Origin of the sequence: Nostoc sp. (assembly GCF_036917575.1) — a bacterium.
Classification (GTDB): Bacteria; Cyanobacteriota; Cyanobacteriia; order Cyanobacteriales; family Nostocaceae; genus Nostoc.
Map to the genome: position 1 here is coordinate 1 of NZ_JBALDC010000045.1, position 11,308 is coordinate 11,308.

Genomic DNA, 11,308 nt, shown 5'->3' on the forward strand with positions numbered 1-11,308 from the left:
ACGTTAGTTGTACGTGAGCATATTTTTGCAAACCTTAGCAGTGATGGCATCATCTAGACCCATAGGTCATTCTTTCTGTCAATGCGTAAGTCCTAAATATGATAAAAATCAAACCATATATTAAGTAAGGCAGTATAAACAATTAAAAATTTGTAGTAAGCACAAAGCGTGCTGCTAATTTGAGAGCTTCAGCTTCATTAGGAATTAAAGGTTAGCAGCAAGTAGATCAGCAGTTATAATCAATATAAAACTTCAATTTTCAAAATATTATGAATTTAACTGTAAAAACTGCGCATTTAACAACTGCACCTAAGTTAACTTATGATGTGCTGATTGAAAATCAACAAAATGGCGAAGTTAGTGCAATAGTGCTAGGCTTGCCAGATTTTAAAGGTTCTGGTGTGACTAAAGAAGAAGCATTAGAGAAACTAATTCAACTTTTACAAGAGCAGAAACCAGAAATAGTGACTTTGGAAATTGAGCTTCCCCAAACCGAACATCCTTGGATGAATTTTTCGGGAATGCACAAAAATAACCCTCTTTTTGCTGAGACAGTGGAATACATAGAAGCTGAACGAAGTCAAGTTGACTTGGAGAATGAGACAAAGTAAGTATTATGAAATTTAATCCTTAAAATATTGTTATTACTATTATTACAGCAACAGAACAACTGGTGGGACGACTCAATGTTATGTTCTAGCTGTACAATTTTCGATAGTAGAGAAGAGAATAATAATATTATATCCAGTACGAAAATAAGGTAGGTGACCTTGTGGTTCTGTATTATCAAAAGTAATATCTTTTTCATACAACCAGTTTGCTCCTTTCCTCCATCCTACGGTGTCACAAAACGCTCCCCAAATTTCTGAATTGTACTGATTCGTTCCTCCTAAACTTTGATAAATGAGCTTTTGGACAGAAAAACCAAACCGTTCATCACTGTATTTAAGCCACAATTGGTCAATAGTGCTGAGGTCTTGACAAGGAAAATTATCGATATCTTTAACACTCAAGTACCCTTCATTATCCGGTTTCGCTACCACTAACATCACTCGCGCTGTTTCTTCATCTGCTTCTTTCCATTTTCCTGTTGCAAGATAGTCACGCAGTCCGGTATAGTCCATTCCCACTGAGGATTTCAGTTCTACCTCCGCAATTGTGGGAACGCCCTCCCCAGTTGTAGAGACGGGATTAGGGGATGGGTTCTCTCTATCAAAAACGCTTTGTCTAGCCATTACGAACCCAAATCCAACACCTGCTAACCCTAGAACTTGTAGAAAACGACGACGCGAAGGTTTAGATAAATTTGTAGACTGATTAGTTTGCGAAACTTGAGATTGAGTTGGCTTAATTGATGATGAAGTAGCTGTATTGCTTAATGAGGCAACCTGCCAAATATTGGTTGATTCAACAACAGCAGCTTGTTTTGGTCTAACAAACCCAGGAAATATATCAGTACCAAGTTTTATCGTGCGATCGCACCAATAACACTTACCATAAGTTCGGCTGTAATAGTGGCTATCTACCTTTCCACAGATAGTTAACTCATTAACAGCAAGTCTGAGCGCCTTTACCCAATCCCCAGCAGTTGGGCGCAAGCTAGAATTTTTATAACCATCGTTAAAGCATTTGAGAAAACATCGCTGAACCTCTGGGTGAACAATCTCAAGAGGAATTATCCTTTCTACAGGTTGAATCAAACTGTTTGGTGCATACAGCCATAAACCCTGACGTATAAGTTCATTATTTTGTGGAGTTTCACCTGCGCCTATCCACTTTCCTGCAAAAGGACTTTCACCACCAAACAACAACTGATAGATAATGACTGCTAACCGAAAGCGATCGTGTACTTCCGTTTGATCAATGTTAGAAAAATCTTTATCAATCAGTTCCGGTGGTGTATAGCCCTCTGAACCAACTAGACAACGATAAACCTTATTATTTTTCGGATTCCGAACCTGAAAAGAATCAGTATCAATTATTGAAGGTAAGGCGCGATCATTAACAAGAATATTTTGCGGCTTGATGTCACCCAAAACATAGCCAGAAGTGTGAATTGCTTCAATAATTGAGGCGATATTCAACGCTGTTGTGTGCAAAAAACGCCAATCAACCTCAAGTTTTAAAGTCTTACGACGCTGGGTGTTATATACATCAATAAGTTCTTTTGCTTCCTTTATTTCCGGCATCAAAAAGCCCACACAATCACCCTGAGTGTCTTTCAGTACCGACTTAGGCCAAGCAAAAGAAATATGATTGAGGTGAGAGTTTGGCTCTTTGGGTCGGTGCGCTATCATCACCGCCAACTTTTGCACGCGCTCAGGTTTTTGGTCGTGATAAATTTTCGCTAAGTAACCATTGCGATTAGTTCGCCAAACCTTTGCTTCTCCACTAATTTTAGGTTCACCCAGCAGAGTAATCGATTGACTCGTACTGGTACAAGTGAGAACTGTCATCGAATTTTACTCTCTATCAAACAAGCACAAAAGTAAAGTTTTATCATCGTCAGTGCGAGAATTTAGCCGTTCCGAGTTAAGAAATTCCATCAGATATTTATCTTCATCCTCTGGATTAACAGGTTCGTGTAAGTATTCCTCCAAAGGTTTAAAAAAAGGTGGGAAGGGTTTCCAGTCACTCAAACGAATTGCTACTTTTTCTAGTCCATCAGTGGAAGCACAAATAAACTCTTGTTTTTGGGAAATAACCTCTACCTGCATTTCTTTTAGTGCATTTGTTGAGGTGATAAAAGTTGTCTCATTAGCAAATTCACCTTTATCTGGTTGAAACAACAGTTGATATTCTGAGTTTTCGGAACGCAGCACAATAAATCCATCGCCGATTTGCATAGCTGCAACGCAGTCAGGGGTTGCCACAAAAACCAATAAAGTACAAGCTAAATCATTGATAGAACAATCTCTTTCATCTGCTTGCTTTTGTAATTCTGTAATGACTTGGTTCACAATCTTAGAAAAGACTTTCTCAGCTTCTTCTTTAGCCAGTGGTTGAGAAAAAGCTTGCTTCTGAGGAGATTCATTAATATCAGAAAAGCATTTGAGTACCTTTTCTACCGCCAACTTAGAACCAATATCAGAATGTTTAGCACTACCAGCGCCATCAGCAACAGCGCCTACAATCACATCATTAAAGATGCGATAATCCCCATAATCTTGACAATCTATCTCCTGGTTTTGATGACTTGTTCCAATCGCGTAACGTACAACAGCTTTCCAATTCACAAAATTTCCTCTAACTAGTAATTTGACCCCATCCCATAGCTGGTAAAGCTACAGCTTGCCCTACTTTGCCACTAGAAACACGTTTCACCGAAGCAGAAAGCCAGACAAACAGCTCGCGAAAATCTAAGCCATTTAATGTAACTGGTGGACGTTGAGGAGGGGAAATTTGTTTGAGGATATTCATATCAGCATCCTTTACACCAACCGCGAAAAATGACAGTCGGCTTTGTGTTTCTGCTTCTCTCAACCTTTGCGCGGCTAACTGCCAGGAGTCATTTGGCGCTCCGTCTGTAATTAAAAACACCCAAGGGCGATAATAAAGAATACCGTTGTCTTTGTAAGTCTGTTTGCGGTTTTCTAGAAAATCCAAAGCATACTCAATCGCCCCACCCATTGGGGTTAAACCATCTACTTCCAATGTAGGCGGTGTAAATTGGTCAATCGTCACAAAGTCTTGTATCAGCTTAACTATGGGGCCAAATGTAATCATCGCAACTTCCACACTCAGCGATGCTTGGGAATCTTTTACTACATCTGCTTTGAAAGCAGCAAGTCCTCGATTTAACTCTTGGATAGGCTGACCTGACATAGAACCAGAAGTATCGAGTAAGAGAATTACTGGGCAACGATTTTCTGGATTTTCAACAAATTCAGGGAATCCTACAGCCATTTGATACTCCCAATTAAGTAAATAATTATACAAAATATATCCATTAGATTTTATTAGCTAATAAATACTTAAACAGTAGTGTTTTTACTGAAATAACTTCCCTACTTAAAATGTACGGGCTGATGGCGATCGCAATTATTTGTCTACCTAAAGTGTTCCGCATTCGCTAAACTCAGAATTGCTGCAATATTCCTCCTGAAATGTCAGACTTCCAAACTATTAGCGCTGCTGTTGCCAGACTTTACGATACCTATGCCTTCTAAAGATATATTCCATCAATCTGTCCGCACTGCTTTAGAAAAAGATGGTTGGATGATTACCCATGATCCTCTGCATCTCAAAGTTGATGACATTGAATTTTTTGTGGATTTAGGAGCAGAAAGACTATTAGCAGCACAAAAACAAGGTCAAAAAATAGCTGTAGAAATTAAATCGTTTGTAGGTGCATCTGAAGTAACGGAATTTCATCTCGCTTTAGGTCAAACCTTGAATTATCGGCTAGCATTAAAAAAAGAAGAACCAAAACGTATTTTATATCTAGCTATTAGCCAAGATACATACCAAGACTTTTTCTCACGTCAATTTATTCAAGATTCTTTAAAAGAATATCAAATTAAACTTTTAATATTTAATTATTTAAATCAGAACATTGTTTTATGGAAGGAATAAATTACTCTCAAATTATTCAAGATATTTTAAACAAACATTCTGCTAATGACGTAGCTAATGGTACAGAGGTTCAATTTTTGTTTGATGCAGAACGCCATCATTATCAAGTTTTAAATATTGGCTGGAAAGAACAACGTAGAATTTATGGAGTTATCATTCATGTTGATATCAAAGACAAAAAAATTTGGATACAAAGAGATGGTACAGAAATCGGTATCGCTAATGAATTAATTGCGGCTGGTGTACCTAAAGAAGATATTGTATTAGGATTTCATGCTCCTTATAAACGCAAATTTACGGACTTTTCTGTTGGATAAGTAGCAGTAAATAAGCATAGTAATCTTTGCTTTAATCAGCCACTATCCGCTAAACTCAGAAATGCTGCGTTATTCCTCATCATGTCCGATTCTCAAACCGTTAGTGCTGCTGTTGCCAAACTCTACAATACTTACCCCTTTCCGCCAGAAGCCCTGTTGGATGAACCACCTCCAGGCTACAACTGGCGCTGGAATTGGCTAGCTGCTCATAACTTCTGCACAGGTCAAAAACCCCAAAGGCAAGATATTCAGATTTTAGATGCAGGTTGCGGTACTGGTGTGGGTACAGAGTACTTGGTTCACCTCAATCCTCAAGCTTCTGTTGTGGGAATTGACCTCAGTACTGCTGCTTTAGCTGTGGCCAAAGAACGTTGTCAGCGTTCTGGAGCGAACCGTGTTGAATTTCATCACCTCAGTTTGTTTGACGTGGAACAGTTACCGGGTGAGTTTGATTTAATTAACTGTGTTGGCGTTTTGCATCATACCCTCGATCCCATTCGCGGTATTCAAGCTTTGGCGAAGAAGTTAGCCCCAGGCGGCTTGATGCACATTTTTGTGTATGGAGAGTTGGGGCGTTGGGAAATTCAACTGATGCAAAAAGCGATCGCACTTATTCAAGGTGACAAAAAAGGCGACTACCGCGATGGTGTCCAAGTCGGGCGACAAATATTCGCTTCACTACCAGAAAATAACCGAATTGTCAAATACGATAAACAACGTTGGTCACTAGAAAACAACAAGGATGAATACTTTGCTGATATGTACGTTCATCCCCAAGAAATTGATTACAACATTGAGACGCTGTTTGAATTAATCGATGCTTCGGGATTGGAATTTATTTGTTTCTCAAATCCGAGTTTCTGGGATTTAGAGAGACTTTTGGCTAAAGCACCAGAGTTAGTAGAACGGGCAAAACAATTGAGCGATCGCCAGCTTTATCGCCTGATAGAATTATTAGACCCAGAAGTAACTCATTACGAATTTTTCCTCGGTCGTCCTCCTTTAATCAAAGCTGACTGGTCAGAGGATAACACTTTACTGGCAGCAATTCCCGAACTGAATCCTTGCATTGAGGGATTTCCCAGTCAATGTTTTTTTAATTACGATTACCAAATTGTTAATTTATCTGTAGCAGAGTTTGAGTTTCTGCAAAGATGTAATGCTAATTCCACAGTTGCAGAGATATTGACAAATGTAGAACTGGGATTAGATAGGGTAAGAACCCTTTTGCAACAGCAGTTGATTTTATTGACACCTGCTTAGGGAATTCAAGTAAAAAATATCCAATTATTTATTGTGGGATGAGCGTTTCGGCTATCCCACAATCAGATATTTATCCAACAACAGCTGGACTTGCTACCTTTTCTTGTCTTTGGGAAGGCGGACGCATTCCCAAACCAAGTAAATTCAGCATTTCTCGGTCAGTATCGTAATCGGGACAAGGAGTTGTTACTGTCAACATCTTGTTGTCGTCGCTGGAAAAGATAGAATTAGCTCCTGCCATAAAGCAGAAAGCTTGCTCAACTTGAGAAAGTCTCGCCCTTCCGGCACTAAGACGCACATCGGAAGTTGGCATTAAAATTCTGGCTGTGGCAATCATCCGCACAATATCCCAAATGGGAACATCAGGCTGATTTTCTAAGGGTGTGCCGGGTACTTGGGAAAGAATATTAATTGGTACGGATTCTGGATGGGGATGTAAGTTTGCCAGAGTTTGTAACATCCCAACCCGGTCATCGATAGTTTCGCCTAAACCAAGGATACCGCCTGAACATACAGTAACATTTGTCTGACGGACATTCTCAATTGTATTTAAGCGATCGCTATATGTCCTTGTGGTAATAATTGTGCTGTAATATTCCTGCGAGGTATCTAAGTTATGGTTGTAGGCGTAAAGTCCCGCTTCTTCTAATTTCCTAGCCTGATTTGCCGTCAACATACCTAGAGTGCAGCACACTTCTAAACCCATTGCAGTCACATCCTTGACCATTTCTAGGACTTCCTCAAATTGTGAGTTATCCCGCACTTCGCGCCAAGCAGCACCCATACAAATGCGACTAACACCAGTTTCTTTAGCTTTTTGGGCGATGTTAACTACTGTTTCTTTTTCTAGGAGTGCTTGCGCCTTTACCTCTGTTTTATAGCGGGAAGATTGGGCGCAGTAGCTACAATCCTCTGGACAACCTCCCGTTTTAATCGATATGAGCTTGCAAACTTGTATCTTTGTTGGGTCATGATATTGGCGATGCACGCTAGCAGCTTGATAAATAAGCTCTAGCAAAGGCGTGTTGTATATCGCCCTAATCTCTAATTCCTGCCAATCGTAGCGTATTCCCACCACATCACTATCCTTCTTGTAGACTGGGTTAATCAAGAGCTATTTTTTACTTGAATCTGCTGTGGTACAGCGTTTGAGCAAAGCGATTTTATCGAAGTTATGCCCCGCACTGTGTTTTATCATCCATTGGCTCTCAATCCTTACGCTCTAGATATTAGACATCAGCTTATCAAGATTTTGGTTGAATGGCAGATTAAGAGCAAAAATACTCATAGATTGGGGATTATTGACCCTTAATTATTAACAAACTTTATGAAAAAGCGATGACACTTACGTAAGTCGTAATGATCAGACAGCTAAATTAACTGCTGCTAAACCGCAGGTTATGAGAGAATTTATAAGATTTAAAGAGTGTTTTAGGAAGAGATCCCCTTGATTAAGTAATTTATGATATCAGAACTGCCAATAATTGCAAGCGATCGCCTGTTATTACGAGCAGCGATCCATGAAGATATACCCCAAATTCTCAAATATTTTATTAATAACAAAACTTATCTCACTCCATTTTACCCTCTTTGGACTGATGGTTTTTCACTGAAGAATATTGGCAATATCAGATAGAGAATAGTTTTCTAGAATTTATCAATGGGCAATCATTAAAACTATTTGTTTTTACCAAAAAAAATCCTACCGTAGTTATTGGAACGGTTAATTTTAGTAATTTTGTCCGAGGAGCCGCTCATTTTTGCTATGTGGGATATAGTCTTGCTGAAAATAAACAAGGTAAAGGATATATGACAGAGGGTTTAAAGTATGCAACTCAATATTTATTTCAAGAGTTAAATTTTCACCGAGTCATGGCTAATTATATGCCTCATAATCGGCGCAGTGGCAATGTACTCAAAAGACTCGGTTTTGTTATTGAAGGATATGCTAGAGACTATTTGTTAATTAATGGTCAATGGGAAGATCATATTTTGACAAGTCTTACAAATCCTGATTGGAAAGCACCCGATTTTTAAGAGACACTGAGATTTTTTATTAATTTACTATTTTAATTATCGACTATATCTGTTGAAAAAACAACTAATTTATACTTGCTAATTATAAATTTTATTTAGACAATTTATATAAGTGAGTTAGACTTAAAATGAATTCACACACTTTTTGATATTCAGTGAAACATACCCATTTATATACCTATATATAATATTATATATCTACCTAATAATGAATTTGACATATCAATTGTAAATATCTCAAAATTCATAGCAAATTCATAATAACTACACAACAACTCCACAAGCAAATGCAATAGTAATATTTGTTAACTACCAGGCTTAGTTATTAAGGTTAGCTTTAACCGATGTGTCCAATTTTATTAAATAGTTGGGGAGTTTTTGAAAATGCTCATTAATTCTATAAAGCGCTTATCTGTCTTTTCTACTATCTTCGCTTTTGCTACCATCTTAAATGGAGTTGTCTTCGCAGCACCAGTCCCAAATCCCACTACTACACCAGTCTTAAAACCTCAGACTAGTGCTACATCACACAAGGCAATCAAACTCACAAATCAACAGCGCCTACAAATCCAAATGGCTCGCCAGCAAAGAGATAAAGATATTGAGGCTCTATTAAACCCGTCCCAAGATACTAAATTTAAGGCGGCATTACAATCCCGTCAGAGAATCAGAATAGTTTTAAAATCTTTGGATCTGAATCAAAATCAACAGAAACAAGTTCAATCAATTTTGCAAACTTATAACCTACAAGTGAAAAAAATTCTTGCTTCACAAGTATCACAAACAACATCAAAATCAGTAGAAATTACTTCGCCAACATCACAACCAATTACAAAATAAAAAATCAGTTTTATTTCATTAAGTTTAAGTTTTGTAAGACTGGTGGATTTTATCCAAACTTCCGTTGAGCCAGTCTTATTTTTTTAATATGCAAAACTTTATTTATTTTAAAAGAGGGCAGGAGGAAATAATTATAAATGAAAACTTTAGTTTTGGGTCATTAGTCAATTTAAAAAAAGAATTGTATCGGTTAGAAAGTATCATAAAATACAAGTGGGTCAGTGCGGTCTTCTCCGTTCTTTACGAAATGCTCTGCGTTCGCATAGCCTCTGCTTTTGGCAGAAGAGGAGAAGCCCACTGTAGGATGTTAGAACTTACGCAACTAGCACAGTGCGATTGTTAAATTAGTATTTATATACCAATCTGGTATCGAGCCGAGAGAGATCGTTGTAATTTCCTGCAAGATAGCGATCGCCTGTCTGTCATAATGCCTGGTTAGCATTCCTTACACTACCCCCGCGCAAGTGATGTTCAGATGTGTTTGCCCTTGTCTACCTGCCCACGCCGCGCTTTGTGCCAGTTGCGTAAGTCCTGGATGTTTCGTTCTTGCTTCAATTCCATGTTTTTCAAGGTGGCTTACTTCTTCTACCTCCTGAAGCGCTCGCGATTTTGATCGCAGCGCTGCCATATTTTAAATATGGATCGCTTTTTGTGTCTATGCTGATGATGCTGAAGCCAGAGGTAGTATTAAAGGAAGAATGAATTAGCTTTGCTCGTAATGACTCTGGCTGAAACTCCAAACGACAAGAATTCTAGCAATCCTTTTCTCACCCTCAACTACGAAACTGCCTTAGAATCTCTAGGTGGTGACTACTACGATGAGGTTGCAGCAGCTGAATTTCCCCAACACCTCCTGCGTTGGCGTAACGATGAACTATTGCCCCGTTTCGGTCTAGACCCTCAAGTAGTCAAAGACGAAGATTTCATCAGAGCCTTTGGTCAATTTCAGGGACGCAAACCCTTGTTGGCTCTACGCTACCACGGCTATCAATTTGGTGAATATAACGGACAGTTGGGTGATGGTAGAGGCTTTCTCTACGGGCAAGTACGCGCCAATGATGGCGAATTATACGATTTTGGCACTAAAGGTTCTGGCAGAACACCCTACTCCCGTGGTGGCGATGGTATGCTCACGCTCAAAGGTGGGATGCGGGAAGTTCTGGCTGCGGAAGCACTGCGCTACTTGGGTGTACGTACCTCGCGCTGTCTGAGCATGATTGAAACAGGTTTACCCCTCTGGCGGGGTGATGAACCTTCGCCTACCCGTTCAGCTGTGATGATTAGAATGAGCAGTTCTCATATTCGATTTGGCACTTTTGAGCGGCTGCACTATTTCCAGCGTCCAGATTTGACTAAGAAGCTGTTAGACCACGTAATTGAGCAGTATTATCAACACTTAAATGGTGAAGAAGATAAATATGCCCTGTTTTACGCCGAATTAGTTAAACGGGTTGCAGAATTAGTAGCCCAGTGGATGGCGGCTGGCTTTTGTCATGCAGTCCTAAATACTGACAATATGTCGATTACTGGAGAAAGTTTTGACTATGGGCCTTACGCATTTATTCCGAGTTTTAACCCATCCTTTATCGCTGCATATTTTGACTATTATGGACGCTACTGTTACGGGAATCAACCAAGTATTTGTCATCTAAACTTACAAATGCTCCAAGAACCTTTAAAGGCAATTATTGATAAAGGTGCAATGGAAGCTGGATTAGCTCGATTTGATGAGTATTATGAAGCGGAATACAGTTCTTTGATGTTGAAAAAGTTAGGTTTTGAGGAGCTGTCACATCCACAAGCTTTGGAACTGTTGAATCTAACGATTGAATTTTTGAAAGATAGCCAAGTTGGTTATCACCAATTTTTTTATGAGATGGCTCGTACTTTTTCATCGAAATGGCGAGATGAACCAGGTTTTGTAATGGATAATTCAGATATTGTGCCAGTACCGGGTGCATCTGGAATATTTGATGATTGGTGCATACTATATCATCAAATTTTGAACGATTTTGATAGTGATGCCTACGACGGGCTACGCCTACGCACCGATGAAATTGCTCAAACTCTAGCTGTTAATAATCCGAAAACAGTATTATCAAGACCTGTGATTGAATCTGTTTGGGAAGCAATTGCCCAAGAAGATAATTGGCAACCTTTTTATGAGTTGATCGAGGCAATTCAGTCTAGGAAATAGTTAATGAGGGGGATTGGGCACGAGAGGCAGAGGGGAAAAACTTACTGCAACTTTTCCTCTTCTCCCCTACTCCCCTGTC

Annotated in this window: 10 protein-coding genes and 1 pseudogene; 7 read left to right on the forward strand and 4 right to left on the reverse strand. The window is 39.2% G+C overall.

The features are described 5' to 3' along the window. The first annotated feature begins 269 nt into the window (after positions 1 to 269). Positions 270 to 611: a hypothetical protein gene (locus V7K79_RS11685; protein ID WP_335047757.1), complete on the forward strand. Its 342-nt coding sequence runs from the start codon at positions 270 to 272 to the stop codon at positions 609 to 611. Positions 612 to 689: 78 nt separating this feature from the next. On the opposite strand, the gene V7K79_RS11690 is transcribed toward V7K79_RS11685, so the two are convergent. The 3 genes from V7K79_RS11690 to V7K79_RS11700 are packed head-to-tail and all read right to left on the reverse strand — an operon-like array spanning position 690 to position 3,906. Then, positions 690 to 2,456, reverse strand: a complete 1,767-nt coding sequence (locus V7K79_RS11690) for a GUN4 domain-containing protein (RefSeq protein ID WP_335047759.1) — start codon at positions 2,454 to 2,456, stop codon at positions 690 to 692. A gap of 6 nt (positions 2,457 to 2,462) precedes the next feature. Then, positions 2,463 to 3,236 (reverse strand): PP2C family serine/threonine-protein phosphatase, encoded by a 774-nt coding sequence (locus V7K79_RS11695; RefSeq protein WP_335047761.1) that lies wholly within the window; start codon positions 3,234 to 3,236, stop codon positions 2,463 to 2,465. Positions 3,237 to 3,246: 10 nt separating this feature from the next. Continuing rightward, the gene (locus V7K79_RS11700; RefSeq protein WP_335047763.1) at positions 3,247 to 3,906 is read right to left on the reverse strand and encodes a vWA domain-containing protein; all 660 of its coding nucleotides are present in this window, start codon (positions 3,904 to 3,906) and stop codon (positions 3,247 to 3,249) included. A 252-nt stretch (positions 3,907 to 4,158) separates the two neighbouring features. Here V7K79_RS11700 and V7K79_RS11705 point away from each other — a divergent pair, with 252 nt between their 5' ends. The 3 genes from V7K79_RS11705 to V7K79_RS11715 all read left to right on the forward strand — a co-directional run bounded on the left by V7K79_RS11705 (position 4,159) and on the right by V7K79_RS11715 (position 6,155). After that, a complete protein-coding gene (locus tag V7K79_RS11705) occupies positions 4,159 to 4,575 on the forward strand; it encodes a XisH family protein (protein WP_335047765.1) in 417 nt (138 codons plus the stop codon). After that, positions 4,563 to 4,892, forward strand: coding sequence for a XisI protein (locus V7K79_RS11710; RefSeq protein ID WP_335047766.1), 330 nt, complete (start codon positions 4,563 to 4,565; stop codon positions 4,890 to 4,892). Before V7K79_RS11705 ends, V7K79_RS11710 begins: the two co-directional genes overlap by 13 nt. A gap of 81 nt (positions 4,893 to 4,973) precedes the next feature. Beyond that, a complete protein-coding gene (locus tag V7K79_RS11715) occupies positions 4,974 to 6,155 on the forward strand; it encodes a class I SAM-dependent methyltransferase (RefSeq protein ID WP_335047767.1) in 1,182 nt (393 codons plus the stop codon). A gap of 70 nt (positions 6,156 to 6,225) precedes the next feature. On the opposite strand, the gene bioB is transcribed toward V7K79_RS11715, so the two are convergent. Next, the gene (gene bioB / locus V7K79_RS11720) at positions 6,226 to 7,233 is read right to left on the reverse strand and encodes a biotin synthase BioB (RefSeq protein ID WP_335048113.1); all 1,008 of its coding nucleotides are present in this window, start codon (positions 7,231 to 7,233) and stop codon (positions 6,226 to 6,228) included. A 384-nt stretch (positions 7,234 to 7,617) separates the two neighbouring features. On the opposite strand from bioB, the pseudogene V7K79_RS11725 reads away from it, so the two are divergent. The 3 genes and pseudogenes from V7K79_RS11725 (at position 7,618) to V7K79_RS11735 (ending at position 11,229) form a co-directional block, all read left to right on the forward strand. Beyond that, a pseudogene (locus tag V7K79_RS11725) lies at positions 7,618 to 8,192 on the forward strand (GNAT family N-acetyltransferase). A gap of 384 nt (positions 8,193 to 8,576) precedes the next feature. After that, positions 8,577 to 9,032, forward strand: a complete 456-nt coding sequence (locus V7K79_RS11730) for a hypothetical protein (protein ID WP_335047768.1) — start codon at positions 8,577 to 8,579, stop codon at positions 9,030 to 9,032. Between the two features lie 718 nt (positions 9,033 to 9,750). Next, positions 9,751 to 11,229 carry a protein adenylyltransferase SelO gene (locus V7K79_RS11735; RefSeq protein ID WP_335047769.1) on the forward strand — a complete coding sequence of 493 codons (1,479 nt, stop codon included), beginning with the start codon at positions 9,751 to 9,753 and terminating at the stop codon, positions 11,227 to 11,229. The last annotated feature ends 79 nt before the right edge of the window (positions 11,230 to 11,308 follow it).

Bases quoted from the DNA above. Each gene is read 5' to 3' on its own strand.
- V7K79_RS11685 (WP_335047757.1), top strand. From the start codon at position 270: ATGAATTTAACTGTAAAAACTGCGCATTTAACAACTGCACCTAAGTTA.
- V7K79_RS11690 (WP_335047759.1), bottom strand. From the start codon at position 2,456: ATGACAGTTCTCACTTGTACCAGTACGAGTCAATCGATTACTCTGCTG.
- V7K79_RS11700 (WP_335047763.1), bottom strand. From the start codon at position 3,906: ATGGCTGTAGGATTCCCTGAATTTGTTGAAAATCCAGAAAATCGTTGC.
- V7K79_RS11705 (WP_335047765.1), top strand. From the start codon at position 4,159: ATGCCTTCTAAAGATATATTCCATCAATCTGTCCGCACTGCTTTAGAA.
- V7K79_RS11710 (WP_335047766.1), top strand. From the start codon at position 4,563: ATGGAAGGAATAAATTACTCTCAAATTATTCAAGATATTTTAAACAAA.
- V7K79_RS11715 (WP_335047767.1), top strand. From the start codon at position 4,974: ATGTCCGATTCTCAAACCGTTAGTGCTGCTGTTGCCAAACTCTACAAT.
- V7K79_RS11730 (WP_335047768.1), top strand. From the start codon at position 8,577: ATGCTCATTAATTCTATAAAGCGCTTATCTGTCTTTTCTACTATCTTC.
- V7K79_RS11735 (WP_335047769.1), top strand. From the start codon at position 9,751: ATGACTCTGGCTGAAACTCCAAACGACAAGAATTCTAGCAATCCTTTT.